The sequence below is a fragment of the Formosa agariphila KMM 3901 genome (assembly GCF_000723205.1).
In the GTDB taxonomy this organism is placed as follows: Bacteria; Bacteroidota; Bacteroidia; order Flavobacteriales; family Flavobacteriaceae; genus Formosa; species Formosa agariphila.
Genome location: NZ_HG315671.1, coordinates 1,828,869 through 1,852,171, shown reverse-complemented (window position 1 = coordinate 1,852,171; position 23,303 = coordinate 1,828,869). Strand labels below are relative to the sequence as shown.

Genomic DNA, 23,303 nt, shown 5'->3' with positions numbered 1-23,303 from the left:
TAACCTTTCATAATGTATGAATGCATTTTAAATTTGATATACTACTGTATTTATTCATTCAACGCCCATATCATAGCTTTTTCTTTAGTAGCTCTAAAAATCGTGTTATGTTGCTCGTTAGGCTCATCTGAGTATTTCCATTGCAATCCTAAATCCAATTGTTTTAATGTTTCATTAAGCGCTTTCGTATGCTGCGCAATGTCTACAGCATCAGATCCAGCAAACCACAGTTTCTTTTGTTGTCCGTAATCGTCTTTTGCCAAGGATTCAAAATTTTTAACCAAATACTGCTCATTATACCATAAGGCAGGATCCATAGCGATATAATAATCAAACATAGCATTATCTAAAAGAAAGGTTTCAATCACAAAAATTCCTGCGGCAGACTCTCCAATAATAGCGCGTTTGTCTTGTGTACGATATCTTTTATTTATTTCTGTAAAGAGCTCATTTTTAATAAAGCCTCTAAAGTTATTTGAACCTCCAGGATGAGGTACAATGGTTAAGTCGTATTCAACGTCTGTAGGGCCAGAAAGATCTTTTCTTCTGTTTGTATTCTCAATACCCACTAAAATATATGGTGGAATCTGTTGTGCAGCTATGAGTTTTGCTAACGTATTTGCTATATGCGGAAAATCTTCTTTAATCCCACCGTCTGGCATATATAGCACAGGAAAACGGTCTGTAGACATATCGTAGTTTGGTGGTGTCCAAACATTAATAACACGGTCTTCGTTAACATATGAGGAGCTTATAGTTAAACTGTCGTGTTCTGGAATAGGATCATTATATACAATCCCTTTATTTTTACAGCCAAAGGAAAAAATAGTAAGACACAATAAGACTAATATTTTTTTCATAGCTATAGATTTTTAATAATTAGCAACAGTTTAAATACCCAATTGTGCTAGTGTTCGTCAAGACAATGCAACGAATAAAAACCAACACACAAACAGCACATGTAGATAATTATAAAAACTAAAATACGCAATTTTAAATATCTGTAATCTGATTTATAACAAATTATACTTTAACTACAATAGAATATGGATTTTAAACCTGTATAAATTTCAGTACCAGCCTTTTATTTCCGGGATGTGTTTGTTAAAGTCATATTTAGCTACAACGACTTATTTAAAAAATCTTTTTCAGTAGTGGTTAATAATATTTTCACATCATTAGTATTTAAGCTTTTAGGTATATTTTCAAAAAGAGGTGTATAAAAATCAATATTTCCATTTTTAAGTTTCTCACCTACTCGACTTTTAGTAACGAATAAACTTTGTTCAGAAACAATATAATCGGTATTGTGTTCTGTAACAATAACGGCATTAAGTTTTGAAATATAGTAGCTTATAGAGTATTTTCCGTTTTTTAACGTATGAAAAGAAAGTTCCATACTATGATAGTCCGTTTTCTTTTTGTAGGGTATATTATTAATCCTTGAAATATCATCTTCAAAATCGGTGTTATAAACCATATTAAACTTTAACTGTTTTATAGCTTTATAATCTTTATCGAAAACAATTAAACTCTTATCATGCGTGTAAATCAGCTCACCATTTTGCTTTAAAGCGGCATTAAAATATACTGTATTGGTATGTTTGTTATGCTCTATAGTTTCGATTTCATAATCTTCGGTTAAATTAATGAGTAGCTCTAAAAGTAAATTTAAATGCATAAACTGAAAGAATATTTTATTCTCTACGTATGCTGCTTTTGTAGTGGCTATAGAACTATCAAGCGTTTTTATTTTAGAATAATCTACCGATTCTAAATTGATTATATTTTGTTTGTCTATTGGGCTATTCGATTTAAACAGTGAATTTTTACTAAACCAATCTAACTGTGCCTGAAAAATCCTTGATAACGAATCGTTTACACTAAACGTTTCTTTGTATGTGCTGCTGTGTATTACCTTGTCGGTGGCGTATTTTTTTAAATAACTGTGTTCTAAAATGTCTTTAAACTTCTGTTTTAAATTTAAGTTATAAATAACAACTTCGTCTAATTGATTGTTTTTAGGATTTAGATATATAGTGTCGTTCTCCTTAAAACGATTAAAAGGCATGGTCTGTTCAATATAGTTTATATGCGAAATCACAATGTCATGTTCTAATAAAGGTAGTTTAAGTTTACCGTCTGCATTAGAAATGCTTCCAATATCTAAACCAGGGTAATATACTTGTACCAAATCTATAGGTGCTTTAGACGCTTGGTCAAGAATAACTAAGGTCTTCGATTGCGAAAAACAGGTATAAGCCAAGCAAACAAAAAGGGATGTAATTAATGTTTTCATATTATGAATGTGCTATTACAGTACTTTTTTAAAACTTTTTTTATTAAAATCTTGATACCTGCAGACGAGGTTTGTTTTAGTTTTTTTTAAATATAATTTCTACACGTCTATTGACTTAGTTCCATAGGGTTACGTTACTCACCATTAAATCGTCATGGTCTCCAAATAATACATTCATAAGCTCATGAGCCGAAGCAACTTCAGAAACTTTTAATACTCGTATCCCATTTGAGACACGAGTATTAAGCAAGTATAAATTAAGAGACGCATATTTTTACTGAAGGATTTCTGTATTACGAATATATAAGTGATTTTCTAATTATCATCCATAAGAAGTTTAAAATTCGTTCAGATTCATGAACTTAGATGAGCTGCAAAAACACACTCAGCAAATTATCATTAGGTTTAAAATCAATATTTCTTTTTTTTAGTTTCTCACCTACTTGACTTTCGCTAACAAATAATCTTTGTTCCAAAACAATAGGATTGGTAAGATTTACATTAAAATACAAAAAGAGCCTTTACTTAGGTTAGCAAAGACTCTTTTTCTATTGTGTGGATGGTTAAATTGTTTCAACCATTAGAATCTCTAATTTTCGTTCTCCATCCTTAAAAGGCCAATGTATAATATCGCCTACTTGTCTACCAATAGTGGCCACCGCAACATCGCATAAAATAGATAATTTTCCTTTTTTATTATTTGTTTTGGTGGTTGCCACAAACATGTATTCTTTTTCTTTATTATCTGTATGGTCTTTAATTTTTACACGTCGGTTTACCGTAACAACATTATTTGGTAAGTCGCGTCTAAGGACTTGTTTGGCGTTTTTTAATTCTAAAAGTAAAAGTGCTTCTTCTTGTTTGCTTACTTTTTTTCTTCGGATATGATCTTTTATCATATCGTAAATTCCTGTGGTTAAAATTACATTTTCTGACATAATATTTTTTTTTGAATCGCCTTCCTCATACCATGTCGTTCTGACTCAATCACTCAAAACCGCGCGCATAATATTGAGCGCCTCTTTTTGAGTGCTAAAATGGTAATAAGAAGAAAATAAGATTGAAATTTTGAGAATATTTAAATGTAGCCCTGCCTTGAGTCGGAACAGGGATTAATCAATAAACTCTTTTGAATTTTTTAAAAAAATATCGTCATGTAAATACGATAATGACAGCGCCACCCCTAAAGGTTTTCTTGTAGTATAATAAAAGTGATAGGCTGCCATGTGTAAAATAATTATGCATCTCAAATTTAGTCAATATATTTAAGATTAACACTATAAAAGTGATGAGTATATTAGAATCTCTACTGCTTTAAATGGATGACAGGGCATCCTATTTCTGAATTAGTAATGACATTTAAATAACGACTCTATCGGCAATATAATAGTCATCTAACACTTGCCATGGTCCATCTTGCACTTGTTCTATGACACTAATCTTATGAAAATATAATTCGGTTGGGAATTTATGTTTTTTAATTTCTGAAAATACTGGATCTGTACAGGTCGAATTACGTGGATGCATTAAAGTTACATGTGGATAGTGTTCATTAATCTGCTTTGTACCCAAGATTGTTTCTCTTAAAGTTTTAAACTCAATATTAGGTCCCGTCGCGGGTAAAAAAACACCTGTTCCGTTTGCGAACCGTTCGGGAGCGCCTAAGGTAATACGGAGAGGTTGTTTTAAATACATGGATTTTAAACGCTCAATAATTTCATCAAAGGGTTTTAACTCGTCTTCGCGACACAGCGTAATGTGTGCAGAAATTAATTTGTATTGCTCTGGATTATATGTGGCTCTTACTGTTTCAATGTGTTCTTGTGAAACTTCAATAAATAAAGTCAGTTGTGTTCTAATAGTGTTCATGTTTTGTTGGTTGTTACATCATAACTTTTCTATAATCGGTTTTATATCTGTACTGTTGTAATACACTTACCTTTTAACGTTTCAACCACATATTATCTATTTTAATATTGATTGCTGAAGATGCATTGGTTGTATTAAAACAGTACATCATTTAAATGTCAGGGCTCTATTTGGTATCACCCCTTTTGTTCATCTTAAGTCTGAGTTTATTAGAAACTAAGGTGTTTTAGATATTAAATCTATCAAATAAAAATAAGATAAAACACCTGATATCTCTAAATGTTACCAAATGAAATGAAATTAAACCTAATTTTAATATGCACTTACTAAACATTAAACCGATAAGCAGGTAGTATGTTTAGCTTTATTAAATTTCTTTCATCACTAAATAACTGGTATAAATAACATAAAAGCTTAACAATATAAAGGCTTCCCATCTGTCAAGTTTTTTTCGTGTTCCTGTAAACATGGCTAGTATTAGAAACACAGTTCCACCTATTAGGATGAACAAATCTTGATTAAAATTCGGATTATAAGTTATGGGATGTACAAACGCGCTTATAGAAAGAATTAATAGCACATTAAATATGTTAGAGCCAATAACATTTCCTATAGCGATATCGCTATTCTTTTTTAAAGCCGCAACTACCGATGTAACTAGTTCTGGAAGCGAAGTTCCTGCAGCAATTATGGTTAATCCTATTATTTTTTGACTCACGCCTAGTTTCGTTGCTATATCTATACTATGGTCTACAACTAACTTCCCTCCTATTATGAGTCCTGCAATACCCAATATTACCAAACTCCAAATCTTAAAATTAGATTTATTTTCGTAACTAATAGCTTCAATGGGGTCTTGTTTCAACTGCTTAAAAATAGAATACAAAAAGCAAATAAATACCACCAATAAAAGTACTCCATCAACTCTAGAGATTTCAGGAAGCTGATGACTAAAAAAGTCGTTAGCTAGTACAAAAAGCAATAAGGCTACAAGTAAGGAAATTGGAATTTCTCTCCAAGCTGTAGATGACTGAACTGTAATGGGATAGATTAAACCTGCGATTCCAAGTATGATAAACAAATTAAAATTATTGCTTCCAATAATATTTCCAAAGACGATGTCTGAATGCCCATGAAATGACGCCACAGTATTAACAACCAATTCGGGGGCAGACGTTCCGAAGGCCACAATGGTGAGTCCGATTACTAAATCAGAAATATGATGTTTTTTTGCTAATGACGTAGCACCGTCAACTAGCCAATTTGCGCCAAAAATTAAACTCGCAAAGCCTACAATAATAAATACTGAAGATAGTATCATAATTTTTATTTAATGATTTCAAATGCAGCAAACGGGTTTGTATATAATTTGTTGTAGGGTTGCGTAAATATATCGTAACCAAATACAACAACTTTTAAGCACAACAGTTCAAAGCTTCAACACACATTAGTAACTAATATATACTGGTATATTATAAACTGAAGCTATAAGTTATTTTAGACCGTTTTTTATTTTTCAGTCTTGTTCTGTTTTTGAAAGATTTTATAAATCAAGGACAGGTTTACTATAAAAGCTGACATTATAAAGACATCTATAACAGTTTGTGCCCCTACTATTTTATACTGCAAAGATAACATTGATAATAAAATTAAAATTGTAGAAATTATGATTCCGGTTTTAATGTTGTAATTCATATTTAAAATGGTGTTATGTTATACTAAAATATCATGATTAGAGAGAAAGTATCGTGAGTTTATAACGAAATTAGCAAACCAAGTTTGTCTAAAAGTCTTAATGTATAATAATCAAGTCCTCCATACATTTACATTTTACAGTGTTAATATATTGCATTTAAACAGGATACACACTCAAATATAAGATATATATAATTCAGAATTACGTAACTAAACCAAAATATATAAAAAACACTTACTTACAAATACAACTAATTTGGTTTACTTCCGCTCTACTATTCGTTCTCTAACACTTCTAGAACACTACAATTAGGAGAACAACCAAACACACTTAACCTACAAAACATCGCTAATTTGTACTGATTTTAAGCTTAGCACCTATAACATTGTCCTACAAAATCTACTATTTCATATGGTATGAAAAAAGCGGACTAAAATTTTAGTTTTTACTGCCTACTATCAGTCTAAATTTCTTAAAAAAAAGTCCGTTTTCACCCCAGAATCGAACCCGTTTTTGCTAGGGGTTTTGTTCGAGTCTTGTTCGAGTCATGTTCGATAGAGATTCGGGTATAATTTTAATGCTTTTTTATAAACGAAATCATCTCCCGAACAAAAGCCGAAGATGACTCGAAGCCCATCTGAATATATGGCTTATTTAGGCGTTATAATATCTTTGCTATTCCTACAGCATAGTAAACTAATGCTTACAAATAAAACCATTTCTTATGACTACTATTCATGGAGTAATTTAACAAGCCAATTCATGAGTTTTGTGTTAACCGTCGCTAATATATTTGGTCGTGCTATGTTTATCTTTTCGATATGTTTTAGTTATTATTCATTTAGTCTAGTTCCTCATCTAACATGGTATTTAGAACATTTAAATGCTTTTCTAATGCTGGATAATTTTCATTAATACTAACCTCGGTTTCTGCTATATAAATGGCAATAATATTTTTGAACCTACTGTTATTCAGCATAGATAAATTAGTAGCCTGTTCATTAAATAAATTAGGAACATCTACACCAGCACTAGTAATCATTGAAGCCATATTACCGACATCTATTAAAACTTCTCTCCCTTGTTCATTTGCAATAATTACATTGTCTTCTTGTTCCTTTACTCTGTGTACAAGTGGTTCCAATCCAACTAGCATTTTTCTTATTTTCTCATTAGTAATGTTCTTTAATTCTCCTGTAGTTTTTAATTCTGAAAATACACTGTTTTCTAGGGTGAATTTAGTTTTAGGTCCGAAAGCAAGTGCTAATATCTTATCGAAATATTTTTCTGATAATGTGTCGCTTTTTATATCAATAATATGAACAAGTTTTTTTTTGTGCTTTCAGCATCTCATTAACTCTAGTTTTTACCTTTGTTAATTCCTCTATATTATTAAGTGTTTCTTTTTTAAGTAGAATTAAATAGGTGTCTTGATTATTACTTGTTCTTCTATGTTCATTCCAATTATTAATGGATAGTGCAATCAAAATACCTATAACAACAAGCGCTATTTCACCGATAGCATATTTTAAATACCGTACTAATGGCGAAGTATGATTAGTACTTTTGTGTATTCCCATAAGGTCGTAGCGTAATTTTCTAAAGAATCTTATCATGGGTTGGCGGGTTCTGTTGGTGCGTCTTAACGCCTTTTATTCATCTTAAATATAGGCATATATCACCTTAAAACACTGATTTTATTAGTGTTAATTCCGTAAGCAACCACTTTAAAAGAGAATAATCTAGGACAGTGTACTCAATCGGATAGATTTTATGCAGCAGGTTTAAAATCACTTAAAGGTGAATTAAGCTCTAAATGTTGTATGAATTACAGGCTTTGTAGTATGTATTTATTCGAATATGTGTTTCCAAATCTTCCCATCTATTCCAGTAATAAACCCCGTATTATTATAAAAATCGATATGTGTACTATACTCGTAATTTCTAAAACTATATTCGTTTATCCAAGTCTTTCCCCCATCATAAGTTTCATAAACAACATGGCTTTTATGGAATTGACTTATAGTTTCTGTTATCCCAATGCCTTTACTTTTATCAATAAAATGAAAATCTCTTATTTCCTGATTACCCCCCTGATCTTCCCAATTACCGCTTAGTATATTGCTATTAAAATAAGCGTTTCCTTTATATAGCATGTACGCTTGCGTGTCTTCAATAAGCTGTATATTCTCAATACCGGTGTTACTAGCGGTATCGTTTTCTAGAATGGTATAGCTAAAAACATTATTTATGCCTTGTAGTAGCACAGATTTACTTTTAGAGTAGTTTATACCTGAAGCAATGAAATGGTTATGAGATAAACTAAACCTATTAAAAGAATAATTTCCCCCTTCAGGATTTGTTGAAAAGTTATAAATTAAATCAAAATTAAGATTGTCATTTGTATGGTATATTTCTCCTACATTACTCACTAAACATCCATTGGTTGGCGTACTAAATTGTATACCAAGAATTTGAGAGTAAGATAAACCACGATCAAATATTTTAGTAAAACTAGCACCACCATCATTTGTGTAATACAGATAATAATCGAAATTATCATTAATTCCAATCCAACCTTCATTTTCATCAATAAAATACATGTGTGCTATAATAGCATTAAAATCTTTAATTTCATCCCAATCAGATCCACCAGTAGTAGTTTTGTATAATTTAGAACCTAAGGTGATATAAACAATGTCTTCATTAATCATTTTTATACCCGTAATTGTCCCACTGGGTAAACCAGATTTTAATGGGAAAGTCCCAATAAGTTTCATGGGAGTTGACGCTATGATTTGATGATTTTGGTAAGATATTAAATCGAAATCCTCATTATAAATAATAGGCACAATCACTTTCATTTCTTCCGAACTTACAAGAAACGACTTGGCTTGAGTACCATTGAAAGCAAAATGTGAAATGATGTCTAAATTTTTACCGGTTACAGTTATGGTGTCTCCAATCCTTACTTTTTTTTGATTAATTTCTACATCTGTTTTATCTATTGAAGACTCTTGATCTGAACATGAAAAGAAAATGAAAGTGAAAGCTACTATGAATTTAAAAATGTATCTCATGGGGCAATTTAAATTATGTACAATGTGATTTTAAGGTTCAAATTGAGTGTTTGCGTACAAGAATTTCCCGGTAGATACGAGCATAACGAGCTGGCGTTAACAGATTCAGACGAAGCAAACACTCAACTCCCTTTATTTACCTCTAAATTAAGCAATTATTTATATGCGAGTTCTCCTCAAATTGTTTTTATTTTTTCTTAAGTGCTAACGGTTATATTTAGCGGACTTTATAACTAAAAAAGGACGTTTGATTTAGCACCAAACGCCCTGTGTTTTAATACATGATTAGGTTTAGCTATTTTTCAATCTGATGTACCCAATACGCTCCACTTATGTCTGTAATTTTAAGCGTATATATGCCTTTAGGTAAGTTTGATAAACTATCATGTTCTAAATTAAGTTTTGCTTTTGCACCTAAAGGCACAATCAAACTGTGTGTGCCTGGTTTTACTTTAGCAACATAGTAGTTTGAAATACTTGTTTTGTTTAAGATTGCTAAATCTTCTTGAGAATATTCTAATATTAAGTTGTTTTGTTGGTCATATAAATGAATACTTATAACCCAAGAACCATACACATCCACGCCTTCGGTTCTAAAGACATCAAAAGTAAGGGTGTTGTTTTGAATTTCTCCATTCGTTATTTCAAGTTTTGGTTTTACCGATTTGTTATGAAGCGTCCCCCAAAGTCCGCCATGAAATACTTGATTGGTCATTAATGTCATTCCAAAAATAAATAGCGAACCTATTAAAACGACTTTAGGAAAAATACTGTCTTTTATAGGCAAAAGTCCCGAACCTAACCAATTAAACCATTTGGTTTTGGTGAAAGCGAAATTGCGTTTCATTAAATAATTATCTAAAGAATATTTACCACTTCCAGTTAAAAATAAAACAAATCCGGTAGCAATGCCTAACACACCAATTTGCCATTCATCTAAGCAAGTTGTACCTATCCAGCCCGAACCCAAAAGAATTCCCATAGCTAAGCCAAATACGCCAATACTCATAATTCGAGTAAATAACCCAAAAAGTATAAATAACCCAACAACACCTTCAACAATAGTAAATATTACCATGTTTATCCAAAGCACATCTGGGTTCTCTACCAAGTATTGTATAATAGGTTTTATGCCTAAGGCATGCGGTAAAAAAGCATTAAACTTTTCGCCTATGTAACCAGCTACTTCTGGATCTAGTTTATCTGCCAATATGGTTCTTCTCCAAAATGCCGAGAAATACGTCCAACCTACGACTAACCGTAATGCTAGAGCCAAGAGCCCTGCATCATTTTTTATATGTACTGTTTTCATAATGTATTAAATTGTAAGTGTTATAAAACCTTTCTTTTTAAGTTGAAAACCATATAAAATACCATTCGGTGTTATTTCAAGATTACTCGGTAAGGATTCTGGATTTATATTAAATTTCGACAGTGAAATGCCACAGACAAAGACGTTCACCTTTTGGGCTTTTGCTTCTTCTAGCAAGGCATTAAAATCTGAATTATTTGAGATATCATTCTCTGTTTTACCACAAATAATAACATAAAATGCACCATAGTTTTTCCCATCTTCTTTAGCCAGTTCATTGGCTGTTAGCAAAACAGGTTTTAGTTGTTGAATGTTCTTTGAAAGCACTACATAATTATTCTTTTTAGAGTTAATATCTTGTGCTTGTAATTGAGATGTTCCACAAAGTAAAAGGAACAGTGTTGTTATATATAAGATTGAATTTTTCATTGTTTTTGAATGTTTAAGTTTGAATTCATACTAAAAAAAAGAAGTCCACCAAGCAGAGCAACATTTTTAAAAAGCGGACCTAGCGTTGTCATTTGTCCAACTTGTACAGTTAGCGTAATAGGAATTAAAACGGCTATTAATACTATTGAGGCCATTTTCGTTTTAATCCAAGAAGTAATGAAATGCCTGCAATTAGCATAACAATTCCTGATAGAATCACAGCTATTTCTGGTGTTCCTAGAATATTTCCAATAAAACCCATTGAGGAATTTTCTATTCTGCTCACCGTTTTTTCGGTATTTAAAAAATGATTGGTGCTTGCTATTATAAAAATTAGGCTAAGCATAATGCGAAGTATAACTACAGATTTGTAGCTAACTTCAAGTGTTTGGTCTTGAAATTTCATTTAAGATATTTGTAATTGATTGATATATAGCAGAAATAATAGCTGCTTTACGTTTTCTTATTAAGAAAATCAATTACGAATAGACCTTGAGGTTTTGATATAAAATATAGAGCGGAACATCAGAAACCTCTTGGTTTCTTGATGTTTGAAGTTTAAAAGCATGCTTGAATAGATAGGACGTAAGATCAAAATGAAAAGCTTCTGAAATTAGAACGTCAGGTTGCTGAACACTTGGTTTTGTAGTGGACTGAATCGTTTCAGAAAACTCAAACGTCTGGCAATTGGATTGTGAAATTGTAGATTGACTCTTGTTTAAGACTTTGGTTTGAGGAACCCCTAATTCTGCTTGAACAAAATTCCTAACCTTACAAGGTAAAAGCAAAAGCAACAACACGAGTCCAAAAACAGACATTGTTGAATTGAATTTATTTATATTACCATTTTCTTTCACTCTCCAAATATAGATACAATATTTTCGGAATTATGTTATTTTTTTCTTAATGAAAGTTAACAGTTTCTATAATTATTTTTTTAGTTCATACCCAGGTGTATTAGTCTTTAATTTCTTTATAAGGACTAGGTTGCATTGCGGGGTTTGGATATATGGGATTTATAGTAGGAATAACCGCTACTATTCGTTTTGTTTTTTTATCCATGCGGTACGTTATATTGGTGTATGCTCCTAATTTAAAACGGCCTGAATGTTTAATATTAAAAAAATCAGGTTCTTCAATAATTTCTATAGGATAATAAATTTTATCGGCCCCTTCAAGGAAATCTGCTAATTTGGTTTCAATTAATTTAGTCGTTACTAGATCCGCATCAGTAGGGTAATAAAAATGTTTAGGGTTTTCAGCTACCGTTTTTTCTACAAGATTAACCTTTAAGTTGTAATCTAGGTTGGGTGTGTTTTTATGTCTTAATGGGACGAATGTAACTAACCGAGTCAAGGTCACTTCCACTTCATCTTTATTTATTTTATATCCGATACTATAATCGTCAAGCTTAATATTCGGGCTGAATTGTTTTTCATTTAACACAGCCAACGTCATAACTTCCAGTGGCTTATTGTTTTCTGATGTAACATTAAACAAACCATGCATTCTTTTATAATGGTCTTGTAACGATAGATCTTCGCGATTATTAAATTGTAGCGTGAACGCGTCATTAGTCCACACAATCTCATTGTTTTTTTTACTTATAAAATAGTGTTTTGTAACGCTTTCATAAATGCTTGTCACAAAAAAATAATTATCGTTTTCTGATACCGTATGCTCTATGTGCTCACTTTGTTCTAAAGGCAAAAGCTTCTGTAGGGTTTTAATCGCTTTGTTGTTGGATGATGTTGGGGTATAAAAAGCAATTTCAGGAGTATTAAAAGGGCTTATTTCTTTTGTTATGATATTAACAGCAAGATCGAAAACGGTTTCTTTATCACTTGTATTAAACCTAATAAAGCGTCTGTATTTAACAATAAGGTCTTTATAATTACCTAAAATCATGATGTCATAATCGTTAGGATTTAAGTTTAGTTCAGGTTGTTTTTCTTTTAGTATAGAAACGGCCATATTAATAATCGCATCGTTATCCGCTGATTTTTTTACTGTTAAAACAGCAAATAAATGTTCCTGATAATAATGTTTAAATGTAATTTGGCTTAGGTAGTAAAAGGGATTATGGCCTTTAAAATAAAGCGTGTCTCCCGTTTTTTTACTTACAAGGGTTTTGCTTAAATAAGGGTGTATTTGGTTTTTTATTGAGTTTTTGTTAATCTCATAAAGATTGTCGAAACACGATATTAAGTGATATGCTGTATTTTCTGTAATGGTATATTCAACATCTGGCTGGTTGCTTTTTGGTAACAATCCTTTTGCCTTTAAAGCGGCAATAGTCTTATCTGCCTCTTTAGAAGGCGTGTAAAACGGCAAATCTGGATCATCTAAAGGCAGGATTTCTTTTGAAACTAAATCGATAGAGATGTCATAATTAGTAACAGCTGTATTACTGTTAACATATCGTACAGCTCTTGTGAAAATTACTTTTATACTGCCATAATTAGTATTCCAAACCCGAATATTAAAATCGTTGGTATTTAAAATGTATTCTGGGTGCTTTTCTTTTAATAAGGCTGTTGCGATGCCTATTAACTCGGTTTTACTTTTTGCTTGAAGTGCTTCATTAGAGTATTCCATAGTGTTTTGGGCATGAAGACATAACGTGTTTAAGAGTAAAAATAAGATTAAAGGGTACTGTAACAGAATTTGTTTATAAATCATATTGATTTTGTATTGAAGCACATTATTTGGATTAATAACCCCATTCGTACGAGGTATTCATGCTACCTACGCCTTTTTAACTGTAACAGCGCTTTTAACGTACTTCCTCTTTGTGATTCGCTACAAATATCGTGTGTTTAATACGCTATTTTCACCCTGAATACCGTGAAAATAACAACATGTTTAATATACAAATGATGTCTATGGAAGTTATTTTATGAAAAGTTAATGCTTTTTTACTTGATTTTTACCACAGTACTTTGTTATGCGCTTTACTTATTTTTTATATCATTAAATATTTCTTCCCAAGGCATTTTGTCCAAACGAATCCAATCTATGCCAGCATATAAATGCACTAATGCAATTGCCAATGCATTAGAATCTTTTTGCATACTTTGATAGATATTTTCTTCATAGGGAATTATAAAACGTGTCGGATTATTATTTGGATATTTTTTAATTGCGGTAAATATGTAATTATCTTGTCCAACTACTATTCCTTCAGGTGAATTCTCTGTGACTTTATATTTTTCAACATATTTATTAATGAGTGTTTTGATGGTTTCTAAATTTTCAATTCTATTGTCTCCATTTTTTACATATCTACTTACGATTAAACTGAAAATAGGGTTTCTGTATGGTGGAATTCCAAATACTGGATTTAATGGTTTAGGAATAAAGTGATAAGGGTCGTATTTATTTAGTTCATATTTTTCTCTTTCATTTACCAATGATTTTACGTCGCTAATTTGTTTTAATGCTTTGGATAAGTTAGAATTAGGATTTTCTGATATATCCAAAGAGTATTTCGCTTCTATATAACAATAAACTGCTTCTATCGGAATATTTTCCTTACGAGCCCAATCATTTTTATTTAAGGATTTCAAGGTGGGAAAACTTACTTGGTCATAAATTATAATATCATCGCCAAATTTTTGACCTGCTTTATTTACAACAAAACCACGGCAAACCCCATATTTAGTTGGTAAAAATTCTCTTAAAAGTTCACATATCGCAATTTCATATTCATCTCCATAATCAAAGTTATAATCTGCGCTAATTTCATTTAATCTGCTAGTTATTCTTTTTGAAAGGTTGATTATAAAATCGTCATATAAATATTTACTCATTTTTTATTTGGAATTGGATTTTTCGTATGTCTTGTCCTGAAATATGGCTACAGGTTAAAATTGTTTTTAAGCTGATAATTTATATACCATATTAGGTGTTTTATAATCTAAAGATAAATGTAATCTTATTTCGTTGTATAGATTAATTGCATTTTTTGTAGCTCTCTTGGCGTGCGCCACGTTATCAAAGGTTTGGTCAAGATAGAATTCATCTTTTAGTATGCCATTTACCCGCTCTGCCATAGCATTTTCGTAACAATGATTTTCTTCAGTCATACTAATATCTATCTTTTTTCTTTTTAATATTTGCGTGTATACATTGCTACAATACTGTATGCCTCTATCGGAGTGATGTACAAGTTTCTTTGTGTTTTTAGCTTGATATATAGCTTTGTTTAAAGCTCTGACACATCCTTTTAATTCTAGGCTATCACTTAGGTCATATCCTACGATTTTCCTAGAATACATATCTGTTATTAGTGCTAAGTAACAAAATCCTTTAATGGTTCTTATGTAGGTAATATCGCTTACCCACACCTGATTTGGCCTTGTAATTTCCATATCTTTTATCAGGTTATTGTATTTATAAAAACGATGATAAGAGTTTGTAGTTCTGGCACTGGTTTTCTTTCTTAGTGTAAGCATATTATACTTTCTAAGTACGCTAAATAAAGAGTCTCTGCCGACTTTAAGATTGGCTTTGTAAAACTCATTGTCTAACGATCTAATGAGTTTACGCACACCTTCTCTAGGAAGGGATTTACGTTTTCTACTGACTATTTTTATAATTTGTTGTTCCTGTATTAACCGCTTATCAGCTCTAGATTTGTATTTATAATACGCATCACGTTTAAGTCCAAAACAACGTGTTATAGTTGTTAAAGATGTAAATCCCTTGGATTTCTCTTTGGCTTTAATTAAGGCTTTATACTTAGCTTTTTTTTTAGTTCAGCAACCGATTTATAGCCTAAGTCTTCGGCTGCTACCTCAAGGTATGAATCTAATACCAAAGTATCTAAATCCTTTTTAATCAGTAGTTTTTTAAGCTGTTCAATCTCTTTTTGAAGTGCTTTAATTCTAGATATTTCGTCTTTTGTTTCCACTTTTACTCTGGTGTTCATTAGATCTTTACGATTGTACTTTTTAATCCACTCGTTGACCGTTGTAGGAGCAATGGAGTAGAGTTTACAAAGTTCGCTCTTTGTGTGTTTACCGGTTGTAAGTTCGGCTAAAATTTTCAGTTTGAAAGGTTCTGAATACCGTCTGATTACTTTGTCATTTTTGTACATAATGTTTAAAATTATGTAGCCTTTATTCAGGACGGGTCAAAATTGTTGCCAACGGTTTTGTATATGGTTTGTTGCGTGGTTAAGCAACTAAGTTAACAAATACAAACCGAATAGAAAATCCGCGAGGATTTTCGTAAGTAAGCTAGAACCAAGCAATAAATTATATACGGCTTAAGTTAGCATTTTAATAAAAACACTAAATTAATACCTATAAATTAGAAAGAACAAAAGAGAGGAATAAGGTTATTATATACGGAGAGACTACAGATCTCGTCAACATTGAAAATCCCCTCTCTTTTACTACACAGATTTCGTACAGTTCTATGAGGCTTTTAGACCTCGATTTTAAGTCGTTGAAACTCGCGTAGTCGTCCTTTCAAAAATCATTTTCTTATGAATAAAGATATTAAATATTTTGGAATTGATATTAGCCATTTAGTTTTTGATGTGACAGATTCAGATGGCAATTACTACCAATTTAAAAACACAATTTCTGGCTTTAAAAAATTGACAAAACTCTTAGATTTGGATAGTCATTGTGTTATGGAAGCCACGGGATACTACCACTATCAATTGGCCTATTATTTACTAGAATTAGGGATAAAAGTATCAGTAGAAAACCCTTTAGCTGTTAAACGCTTTATCCAGATGAAGTTGTCTAAGATCAAGACCGATAAGAGTGATTCTAAACTTATTTGTGAATATGCAAAACAAGTAGATTTAAAGCTTTGGGAAGGTCAATCCAAACATCAAACAGAATGTCTTCAAATGACCAGACTCCTTTCTGTGTATACAAAACAGAGCACTATGCTGAAGAATAAAATACATGGTGAAGCCGTTTTAGGAAATCCTAGCAAAGCAGTTGTAAGTTCTATTAAACGAAGCTTAAAACACGTTTTAAAAGAAATCAAAACTTTAGAAGATAAACTGATGGTATTAGTTAAAGAAGTCCACCAGGATGTATTAACTCGCTTAAAAAGCATACCAGGAATTGGAAATAAAACGGCATTGATGCTTGTGGTTCTTACGGATGGTTTTGAGCGTTTTACAAGCGGTAGTGAACTCTGCAGTTATGCTGGATTAACTCCTGTAGTTAGAAAGAGTGGTAGCAGTGTAAATGGACGTAGTAGAATAAGTAAAATAGGAAATCAAAAGCTTCGTAATTTATTATTTATGTGCAGTTTTAATGCCTGTAAATACAACAAAGCATGCAGAGATATTTATGAACGAATTGTAGCAAAAGGGAAGAGTAAAAAACTAGCTTTAATAGCTGTGTGTAATAAGCTTCTAAAACAGGCTTTTGCTATCGCAAAATCTGGTTTAATATATGATGATTCTTATCGAAGTACTTTAGTGAAAAGTTAATGCTTTTTTACTTGTTTTTTACCACAGTACTTTGTTAGCAATAGTTTTTTAATTCGGTTTATTCATTCCAATCCATTCCTCCAAGGATATACCATTTATTTCCTCTTTTTATCCACGTGTGTGTTATTCTGGTGCTACTTTCAAATAGAAGAAAGCGGTAATGTAGAATTGCAATATTATTTTCAATATGAATTCCTTGTTTTTCAATTCGGAATTTTGTTTCTGTTGGCATTGGTTTCGAAAAGTATTTTTCCAAATAATCCGAACCAGAATTCTTTTGCGCAGAATTTTCTAAACGACTAGGCCAACCTAGAAAATTTTCGTCCCACATTGATAAGATTTTTGAGTGGTCAGCATCTTTATGAGCTTTTATATATTCTTCTTCCAAATTCCATAATATATTCTCTTGGTTTTCGTTCGTTTGACTTTTATCAGTACACGATAGTGATAATCCTATGAATAAAATCGATATAATAATATTCAATTTCTTAAATTCTTTCATTTAGATGGTTCTGTTTGAAGTTGCTCGTTTAATTATTGCTAACGGTCTCGTGTATGAGCAGCAGCGGATTTTAAGCGACTACTTTTCGGATTGAAATATACTTAAATTATACGGAAAAACGGTTCGAGTTAACACTCAAACCGCTATTGCTTATACACATTGTTGTGTGTAGTTATTTTTTAATTTCATTGTGAATATCCACTAACTTCAATTCTTTGTGGTAGCTTTCTATTCTTGAGTGTGCAGTTCCGTCAACTAATAAAATGACTATTAGCATTGCAATGGTTGTAATACTAATTGCTCTCCAAGTTGGTGTATTAACAAACAGAATTAATAATGCCGCTATGATTATTAAAAATGGAATTACTTTAAATACAACTGAATATTCCTTTAAAGTGCTTTCTGAACGTTCAATTTCAGATTGGTAAAAAGTAGATACATCAGAATTAAAATCCTTTTCAAATTGATTAACTCTTTGAATGTTTGTGTAATTAAGACCGCTACCAATTATCAAAAGTAATATGCCTGCGACTAAAGTTGGAATGATATAAGCCTTTGCTAAATCCGTTTTTCCCAACTGCCAAAATCCAACACTTGCGATTAAAAATAAAATTGCAAAAAAGATGAAGAAACGTGTTGAGAATACTTCAGCTTTTGCCCACTCTATGGCTAATTTTAATAGTTCCATTTTAGTTTAGTTTATATTTTTCTCTGTATTCCGTTGGACTTATACCTTCTTTCTTTTTAAATAATCTTGAAAAATATTGCGGATATTCAAATCCCAACTCATAAGCTACTTCCGAAATACTTTTATTAGGTTTTAATAAAATATTCTTTGCTTCATCGATTAAACGCAAGTGTAAATGTTCGGTAGTCGTTTTTCCTGTTTCTTTTTTTAGTGTATCACTTAAATAACGTTGAGAAACGGACATTTTATTTGCTATTCGTTCTATACTCGGAATACCTTTTTCTTGTAGCTTTCCTAATTCAAAATATTCAGACAATTGTAGATTAAATCGTTCCAACAAGTTATTTGATAATTCTTTTCTATTCAAAAACTGTCTTTCATAGAAACGATTGGCATATTTGAATAACGTGCCTAATTGAGAAATGATAATTTCTTTGCTAAACTCATCTTGGTTGTTCTGATATTCTATTTCAATATTTTCAACTATCAATTCTATTTGCTTTTCTTCTTTTGGCGAAAGATGTAATGCTTCATTTACTGAATAGGAAAAGAAACCATATCTTTTTATTTGTTGTGCTAAATCTGTTCCTTTCAAAAAATCTTCGTGAAAGTTTATTGAAAAGCCTTTTCGCTCAAAAAACACGCTACTATCCCATTGTAGAATTTGTCTTGGCGCAATGAAAATTAAAGCTCCATTGGTAAAATCATATTTTGTTCGTCCGTAGTTTAAGTTACCTTTTACAAATTTCTTTAAGCTGATGGAATAGCAATCGTTTGTAATTGGTGGCGAACTTTCTTTCGGACAAGGTAAATAACCATCGCCTTTTGAGTTGAAAACACTCAACATTGGATGTTCAGGCCTCGGTAGTTCTAAATAATCTAGATAAGTAGATAATGTTTTAAAGTGCTCCATTATACAAATTTATATATTCCATTTTATACCTGTTTCTTTCTCCGAAAGTTCCCATAATTTATTTGATACGACCTTATCTTTTGCGTGTGATTCTAATTTATGTGCTCCAACAGGACCAGTCCAATTATTTCTTCCCGTTGGACCATAAAAACTACTTTGGTCTAAATTAGGTTCTGTAGCACACATCAATTGTGGGTAAGCACCTTTTTCAGCTGATTGTGTTAATGGTGATAATTTCATTAGATTAAAGATGAATTTCATCATAAAACTACCACTTGAATTTATTAAGTTGGTTCTTGAAGAACCAGGATGACAAGCGTAAGCTTTAACATCTGTTTTCCCAGCTTCTTTTAATCTATCTTGTAATTCGTACATAGACAGTATCTGCGCCAGTTTACTTTGACTATATGCATTATTAGGCGTGTAATCTTTATCCCAATTCAAATCATCAAATTTGATGGTTTTAATTCCCATATCATATCCCAAACTTCCTACTGTTACAATTCGACCTTTGGATTTTTCAATAAGTGGGAACAATAATGCTTGAAGCGTAAAATTTCCATAATAATTCGTTCCCATTTGACTTTCCCAACCATCTGTAGTTAGCGTCTGTTTAGGTACTTGGGCAATTGCTGCATTACAGATAAGTGCATCAATTTGTGGTACTGTTTTTATAACTTCTTCTGCTGCTTTTTTTACTGAATCTTGTACAGCCAAATCCATTTTTATAGCTACAACGTTTATATGATTTCCAAGTTCTTGCTTTAAAGTTTTAATGGTGTCTTCTGCTTTCTTTGGGTTTCTATTAAGCATTACAACTTTTGCTCCTTTTGATAGCAATATTTTCGCTGCTTCAAATCCTGTTCCGCTTGTAGTTCCTGTTAGGACATATATTTTGCCTTTTAAGTTTCCGATTCTATCAGGTGTCCAACCTTTATTCCCAAATTGGTTTGTATTCATTTTGTCCATATTTTTAAAGATTAAAATTATAAGACAAAGGTCGAGTAGAAGTAGTCTTAACTTCTTATACGGATTTTCAAATATTGGATACTTTTTGGTTTGAGTGGTAATTACACACAACGGTCTCGTATAACCGTCAGTTACGGGTTAAATTAGCGATTATTTTCGGTTTAGCACTGACGTTAGCAATTCCGAGTGGATTCGGACGTAGTCGAATCCGCCGTAATTGCGGTTATACATTGTTGTGTGTAGGCTTTTTTTCGATTTTATATATTACGGCATCTTGTCCTTGAAAGTTTGTGTTTTGCTCAAATTCAAGTCCAATTTTTTCCAAAACTTTAATTGAACCAATATTTTCATTCATTGCTCTTCCAATAATTCGTGTCAGATTTAGTTTTTCAAATCCATAATGTAAGCAAGCTTTAGCACTTTCTGTCGCATAGCCTTTATTCCAAACTTTTTCAAAAAATCGAAATCCGATATCAGTTTCATTTTCTATTTCTCCTAATTTCAGTCCGCACCAACCGATAAAATTATTATTTTCTTTATTTATTACAGCCCATCTTCCATATCCATTTAATTTGTAGTCTTGGTAATTTTCTAGAAATATTTTTGCTTCTTCAATACTTTTGAAGGCAGAATTTCCAGTATATTTTATGACGTTTGGATTTCGGTTTAGGTTATAAAAGTTTTCAGCATCATGAAGATTAAATTCTCTTAATAAAAGTCGATTTGTTTCTAAGATTACTCTCATTTGTACAGTTCTTCCAGCTTACACACAACGTGTTTATATATGGTTTGTTGCGTGTTTTAAGCACTGAATTTAGTAAATAAAACACAAACCAAGAAAATCCGCGAGGATTTTCGTAAGTAGGCTAGAACTAGCAATAAATTATATATGTTGTTAGGCATAGTTTTTATTTTTCAAATTCTTTTAAATATCCAATAATGTCCTTGTTTAAATTTTCAGAATTGGTCATTTTGATAAATGTGTCTGGTTGTCTTAACCTTAAAAATTCTATCATAAACCAATATTCATTTAAATGAATGGGTTGTAATTCATTCATCAAGTCGCAAGGACACGAGTGATTCGTTTTAAATACTTTTTCATAAACCTGTTCGTAATATTCTGGATTTACTGAGTGTTCACTTTCTAATTCAGGAACTGTAATTTCTTTCTTGATTTTCTCGTCAATGAATATTGCTATTTGTTTGTTCATTGAATACGCTATCATAATCTCTGAAATTGTACCAAATTGTTCATTATCTTCTAAATAGGCAATCAGAAGGTTCGATTGAGATATCATTCTAAAATCAGATTGTACAGTTTCGGATAAATAAATTCCTGTGTGGTCGCAACCAGCAAACTCTGGATGGTAAAAGCCAATTTTGTTTTTGAGCTTTGAAGAACTTATTTCTAAATCATTACGCCACTTTGTGATTTGTCCTCTCAGTGCAATACTCGGCATTTTTCCTGCGGTATAGATTTGTAAATCAGTTGAGTTTTTTAACGAATAGATTTGCTCGTTTCTATCATCATTTTCGAAGTAATGTTTATAAAGACTTGGCTCTCTTTTTAATTGACTTTCAAGCCAATCGATATCATTAATTATTATTTTGAATGGATAATCTTTGCTTATTCCGTCAATCCAGTCAACTAGATTTGGCTTCAAAGTATTTGATAAGATTACCAAATAATAATCTATCTGATGCATTCTAACTTTGTTCAATTCAGAACTCAAATCATCTATTGAGAGGTTTGTTTTTACTAATCTTTTACATTGAACTATCCAATTTTGGGTTTCTTTCGAGCCGAAAAATAATTGCGTTTGTTTTTGAGCTATAATATCTCGACCTCTATCTCCAGAACCTCCCATTCTACGGATGTTGTAAAAGCCTTCACTTCTTATTATATCAGTACATAATTGTTCAAATCTATCAGGTGAAATTCGACTCCAGTCTATTGTCATTTAGTTCGTGTTTTTTAAATTATGCCTAACGGTTTTGTATAAGAATAGTTGCGTGTTTGCGTGCGAGGAATTTCCGAAGGAAATTCAGATGTAGCAAATACGCAACTACCTTTATTTAAGCACAAAATAGCAATTATTTTTATACGTTGTTGTACAACGTTTTTTTATTCCGCTATTTTTCTGATTAAATCAATATCGATTTTTTCAGTACTTAATTTTATATAATTATAAGATTTGATTTTTGAGTTTTCAAGTTCAAGTATCAACACTTTATTTTTATTCGAGTAAGCAATTCCATTGTCGAAAGTCAGATAGTGATTTCCGAATTCAGATTCCAATTCCTTTTTAGAAAGTCCGATTAGATTTGCTTTTCCCAAATCCGAATCTTTATTAAAAATCCTCATTTCTATTAGAATTTCAGTTTCGTCTTCAAATCTATGTTTGTTTTCTCCGTATTTAAAAACTACAATTTCGTTTATTCCTTTTGGTCCAATGCTGTCAGTTATAAAATTGTAACCATAAAATATTGAATCATTGATTGCAGGATGATATTGATATTTCAATCCGTTATTTACACTCGTTGTTACATTTCCGTTATTCTTTGACTTGAATTTCTGTAAGTCAATTGGGTTTTCAAGAAAGGAAATCAGTTTTGAGTTTTCGGTCGGCTTTTCAGCTTTTTCTATTTTTAATCCAGTCGAATCAACAACGATTTGGGTTTGTTCAGTTCCCTTTTCAGTCGCATTTTTGCAACTTAAAAAAACTAAAAACAATATCGTTAAAACTGTGATTTTCATTGTTTGGTCAAATGTTGTACAACGTTTGTATATATCACATAAGTGCTTATATACTCAAATATAAGATATATAGTGCACAAATACGATACGTTTTTTATGTACGCATTACTAAAATATAAAATGAGTTCTAAAAAGCGTATAATAGTAGTCTTACTGCGTAAGCACTAGATTGTTGGTTTTTACACATTAAAATTCTTAATATCCTATAAAAACATGCGGTTGAATTATAATCGGACTCAAATTTCCGATGGGAATCGGTGGGATTTCAAAAAAAGAATCCAGATTTTAGAGCTGTAAATTAAATTCTAGAATCTGGATTGTA

Annotated in this window: 25 protein-coding genes; 1 reads left to right on the top strand and 24 read right to left on the bottom strand. The window is 31.5% G+C overall.

Going from position 1 to position 23,303, the window contains the following annotated elements; translation table 11 throughout:
- Positions 1 to 50 precede the first annotated feature (50 nt).
- The 17 genes from BN863_RS08015 to BN863_RS07935 all read right to left on the bottom strand — a co-directional run bounded on the left by BN863_RS08015 (position 51) and on the right by BN863_RS07935 (position 15,786).
- Positions 51 to 860, bottom strand: a complete 810-nt coding sequence (locus BN863_RS08015; RefSeq protein ID WP_038529410.1) for an alpha/beta hydrolase — start codon at positions 858 to 860, stop codon at positions 51 to 53.
- A 260-nt stretch (positions 861 to 1,120) separates the two neighbouring features.
- On the bottom strand, positions 1,121 to 2,299 hold the full coding sequence (locus tag BN863_RS08010; RefSeq protein ID WP_038529408.1) for a carboxypeptidase-like regulatory domain-containing protein: 1,179 nt from the start codon (positions 2,297 to 2,299) through the stop codon (positions 1,121 to 1,123).
- Between the two features lie 115 nt (positions 2,300 to 2,414).
- Positions 2,415 to 2,549 carry a hypothetical protein gene (locus BN863_RS18895; protein WP_262486724.1) on the bottom strand — a complete coding sequence of 45 codons (135 nt, stop codon included), beginning with the start codon at positions 2,547 to 2,549 and terminating at the stop codon, positions 2,415 to 2,417.
- A gap of 313 nt (positions 2,550 to 2,862) precedes the next feature.
- On the bottom strand, positions 2,863 to 3,237 hold the full coding sequence (locus BN863_RS08005; RefSeq protein ID WP_038529406.1) for a GreA/GreB family elongation factor: 375 nt from the start codon (positions 3,235 to 3,237) through the stop codon (positions 2,863 to 2,865).
- A 421-nt stretch (positions 3,238 to 3,658) separates the two neighbouring features.
- Complete coding sequence (locus BN863_RS08000) at positions 3,659 to 4,168, bottom strand: 2'-5' RNA ligase family protein (RefSeq protein ID WP_038529404.1); 510 nt, start codon at positions 4,166 to 4,168, stop codon at positions 3,659 to 3,661.
- Positions 4,169 to 4,535: 367 nt separating this feature from the next.
- Positions 4,536 to 5,489, bottom strand: a complete 954-nt coding sequence (locus BN863_RS07995; RefSeq protein ID WP_038529402.1) for a calcium/sodium antiporter — start codon at positions 5,487 to 5,489, stop codon at positions 4,536 to 4,538.
- A gap of 1,216 nt (positions 5,490 to 6,705) precedes the next feature.
- Positions 6,706 to 7,008 carry a hypothetical protein gene (locus BN863_RS07990; RefSeq protein ID WP_148304581.1) on the bottom strand — a complete coding sequence of 101 codons (303 nt, stop codon included), beginning with the start codon at positions 7,006 to 7,008 and terminating at the stop codon, positions 6,706 to 6,708.
- Between the two features lie 166 nt (positions 7,009 to 7,174).
- Positions 7,175 to 7,444 carry a DUF6090 family protein gene (locus tag BN863_RS07985; RefSeq protein WP_051774621.1) on the bottom strand — a complete coding sequence of 90 codons (270 nt, stop codon included), beginning with the start codon at positions 7,442 to 7,444 and terminating at the stop codon, positions 7,175 to 7,177.
- 270 nt (positions 7,445 to 7,714) lie between these two features.
- Positions 7,715 to 8,944 carry a WD40/YVTN/BNR-like repeat-containing protein gene (locus BN863_RS07980; protein WP_038529399.1) on the bottom strand — a complete coding sequence of 410 codons (1,230 nt, stop codon included), beginning with the start codon at positions 8,942 to 8,944 and terminating at the stop codon, positions 7,715 to 7,717.
- A 295-nt stretch (positions 8,945 to 9,239) separates the two neighbouring features.
- A complete protein-coding gene (locus BN863_RS07970) occupies positions 9,240 to 10,256 on the bottom strand; it encodes a TQO small subunit DoxD (protein ID WP_038529393.1) in 1,017 nt (338 codons plus the stop codon).
- 6 nt (positions 10,257 to 10,262) lie between these two features.
- The gene (locus tag BN863_RS07965; RefSeq protein WP_038529389.1) at positions 10,263 to 10,685 is read right to left on the bottom strand and encodes a DsrE family protein; all 423 of its coding nucleotides are present in this window, start codon (positions 10,683 to 10,685) and stop codon (positions 10,263 to 10,265) included.
- Positions 10,682 to 10,840 (bottom strand): hypothetical protein, encoded by a 159-nt coding sequence (locus BN863_RS18955; protein ID WP_316930383.1) that lies wholly within the window; start codon positions 10,838 to 10,840, stop codon positions 10,682 to 10,684. Before BN863_RS18955 ends, BN863_RS07965 begins: the two co-directional genes overlap by 4 nt.
- Complete coding sequence (locus BN863_RS18950) at positions 10,828 to 11,091, bottom strand: DoxX family protein (RefSeq protein ID WP_316930382.1); 264 nt, start codon at positions 11,089 to 11,091, stop codon at positions 10,828 to 10,830. The genes BN863_RS18955 and BN863_RS18950 overlap by 13 nt, the downstream gene beginning before the upstream one ends.
- Positions 11,092 to 11,642: 551 nt before the next feature.
- On the bottom strand, positions 11,643 to 13,283 hold the full coding sequence (locus BN863_RS07950; protein ID WP_038529383.1) for a hypothetical protein: 1,641 nt from the start codon (positions 13,281 to 13,283) through the stop codon (positions 11,643 to 11,645).
- Positions 13,284 to 13,639: 356 nt separating this feature from the next.
- Positions 13,640 to 14,497, bottom strand: a complete 858-nt coding sequence (locus tag BN863_RS17985; RefSeq protein ID WP_051774619.1) for a DUF6602 domain-containing protein — start codon at positions 14,495 to 14,497, stop codon at positions 13,640 to 13,642.
- 66 nt (positions 14,498 to 14,563) lie between these two features.
- Complete coding sequence (locus BN863_RS07940; protein WP_038529380.1) at positions 14,564 to 15,415, bottom strand: IS3 family transposase; 852 nt, start codon at positions 15,413 to 15,415, stop codon at positions 14,564 to 14,566.
- Positions 15,415 to 15,786, bottom strand: a complete 372-nt coding sequence (locus BN863_RS07935) for a transposase (protein ID WP_038529377.1) — start codon at positions 15,784 to 15,786, stop codon at positions 15,415 to 15,417. The genes BN863_RS07940 and BN863_RS07935 overlap by 1 nt, the downstream gene beginning before the upstream one ends.
- 393 nt (positions 15,787 to 16,179) lie before the next feature.
- Here BN863_RS07935 and BN863_RS07930 point away from each other — a divergent pair, with 393 nt between their 5' ends.
- A complete protein-coding gene (locus BN863_RS07930) occupies positions 16,180 to 17,151 on the top strand; it encodes an IS110 family RNA-guided transposase (RefSeq protein WP_038529374.1) in 972 nt (323 codons plus the stop codon).
- Positions 17,152 to 17,209: 58 nt separating this feature from the next.
- Here the strand turns inward: BN863_RS07930 and BN863_RS07925 are convergent, their stop codons facing one another.
- The 7 genes from BN863_RS07925 to BN863_RS07895 form a co-directional block, all read right to left on the bottom strand.
- The gene (locus BN863_RS07925) at positions 17,210 to 17,653 is read right to left on the bottom strand and encodes a nuclear transport factor 2 family protein (RefSeq protein ID WP_038529370.1); all 444 of its coding nucleotides are present in this window, start codon (positions 17,651 to 17,653) and stop codon (positions 17,210 to 17,212) included.
- Positions 17,654 to 17,825: 172 nt separating this feature from the next.
- Positions 17,826 to 18,341, bottom strand: coding sequence for a hypothetical protein (locus tag BN863_RS07920; RefSeq protein ID WP_038529367.1), 516 nt, complete (start codon positions 18,339 to 18,341; stop codon positions 17,826 to 17,828).
- 1 nt (position 18,342) lies between these two features.
- Positions 18,343 to 19,254 carry a helix-turn-helix domain-containing protein gene (locus BN863_RS07915; protein ID WP_038529364.1) on the bottom strand — a complete coding sequence of 304 codons (912 nt, stop codon included), beginning with the start codon at positions 19,252 to 19,254 and terminating at the stop codon, positions 18,343 to 18,345.
- Positions 19,255 to 19,263: 9 nt separating this feature from the next.
- The gene (locus BN863_RS07910; protein WP_038533332.1) at positions 19,264 to 20,214 is read right to left on the bottom strand and encodes an SDR family oxidoreductase; all 951 of its coding nucleotides are present in this window, start codon (positions 20,212 to 20,214) and stop codon (positions 19,264 to 19,266) included.
- Positions 20,215 to 20,446: 232 nt separating this feature from the next.
- Positions 20,447 to 20,968: a GNAT family N-acetyltransferase gene (locus BN863_RS07905; protein ID WP_038529361.1), complete on the bottom strand. Its 522-nt coding sequence runs from the start codon at positions 20,966 to 20,968 to the stop codon at positions 20,447 to 20,449.
- Between the two features lie 163 nt (positions 20,969 to 21,131).
- Entirely contained in the window at positions 21,132 to 22,184 is a 1,053-nt protein-coding gene (locus BN863_RS17980; RefSeq protein WP_051774615.1) for a restriction endonuclease, read from the bottom strand.
- Between the two features lie 164 nt (positions 22,185 to 22,348).
- The gene (locus BN863_RS07895) at positions 22,349 to 22,981 is read right to left on the bottom strand and encodes a hypothetical protein (protein WP_038529358.1); all 633 of its coding nucleotides are present in this window, start codon (positions 22,979 to 22,981) and stop codon (positions 22,349 to 22,351) included.
- Between the last annotated feature and the right edge of the window lie 322 nt (positions 22,982 to 23,303).

Bases quoted from the DNA above. Each gene is read 5' to 3' on its own strand.
- BN863_RS07915 (WP_038529364.1), bottom strand. From the start codon at position 19,254: ATGGAGCACTTTAAAACATTATCTACTTATCTAGATTATTTAGAACTA.
- BN863_RS07920 (WP_038529367.1), bottom strand. From the start codon at position 18,341: ATGGAACTATTAAAATTAGCCATAGAGTGGGCAAAAGCTGAAGTATTC.
- BN863_RS08015 (WP_038529410.1), bottom strand. From the start codon at position 860: ATGAAAAAAATATTAGTCTTATTGTGTCTTACTATTTTTTCCTTTGGC.
- BN863_RS07930 (WP_038529374.1), top strand. From the start codon at position 16,180: ATGAATAAAGATATTAAATATTTTGGAATTGATATTAGCCATTTAGTT.
- BN863_RS17980 (WP_051774615.1), bottom strand. From the start codon at position 22,184: ATGACAATAGACTGGAGTCGAATTTCACCTGATAGATTTGAACAATTA.
- BN863_RS18950 (WP_316930382.1), bottom strand. From the start codon at position 11,091: ATGAAATTTCAAGACCAAACACTTGAAGTTAGCTACAAATCTGTAGTT.
- BN863_RS07935 (WP_038529377.1), bottom strand. From the start codon at position 15,786: ATGTACAAAAATGACAAAGTAATCAGACGGTATTCAGAACCTTTCAAA.
- BN863_RS17985 (WP_051774619.1), bottom strand. From the start codon at position 14,497: ATGAGTAAATATTTATATGACGATTTTATAATCAACCTTTCAAAAAGA.
- BN863_RS07925 (WP_038529370.1), bottom strand. From the start codon at position 17,653: ATGAAAGAATTTAAGAAATTGAATATTATTATATCGATTTTATTCATA.
- BN863_RS07910 (WP_038533332.1), bottom strand. From the start codon at position 20,214: ATGAATACAAACCAATTTGGGAATAAAGGTTGGACACCTGATAGAATC.
- BN863_RS08010 (WP_038529408.1), bottom strand. From the start codon at position 2,299: ATGAAAACATTAATTACATCCCTTTTTGTTTGCTTGGCTTATACCTGT.
- BN863_RS08000 (WP_038529404.1), bottom strand. From the start codon at position 4,168: ATGAACACTATTAGAACACAACTGACTTTATTTATTGAAGTTTCACAA.
- BN863_RS07980 (WP_038529399.1), bottom strand. From the start codon at position 8,944: ATGAGATACATTTTTAAATTCATAGTAGCTTTCACTTTCATTTTCTTT.
- BN863_RS07985 (WP_051774621.1), bottom strand. From the start codon at position 7,444: ATGGGAATACACAAAAGTACTAATCATACTTCGCCATTAGTACGGTAT.
- BN863_RS07965 (WP_038529389.1), bottom strand. From the start codon at position 10,685: ATGAAAAATTCAATCTTATATATAACAACACTGTTCCTTTTACTTTGT.
- BN863_RS07970 (WP_038529393.1), bottom strand. From the start codon at position 10,256: ATGAAAACAGTACATATAAAAAATGATGCAGGGCTCTTGGCTCTAGCA.
- BN863_RS07905 (WP_038529361.1), bottom strand. From the start codon at position 20,968: ATGAGAGTAATCTTAGAAACAAATCGACTTTTATTAAGAGAATTTAAT.
- BN863_RS07950 (WP_038529383.1), bottom strand. From the start codon at position 13,283: ATGGAATACTCTAATGAAGCACTTCAAGCAAAAAGTAAAACCGAGTTA.
- BN863_RS07895 (WP_038529358.1), bottom strand. From the start codon at position 22,981: ATGAAAATCACAGTTTTAACGATATTGTTTTTAGTTTTTTTAAGTTGC.
- BN863_RS18955 (WP_316930383.1), bottom strand. From the start codon at position 10,840: ATGGCCTCAATAGTATTAATAGCCGTTTTAATTCCTATTACGCTAACT.
- BN863_RS08005 (WP_038529406.1), bottom strand. From the start codon at position 3,237: ATGTCAGAAAATGTAATTTTAACCACAGGAATTTACGATATGATAAAA.
- BN863_RS07995 (WP_038529402.1), bottom strand. From the start codon at position 5,489: ATGATACTATCTTCAGTATTTATTATTGTAGGCTTTGCGAGTTTAATT.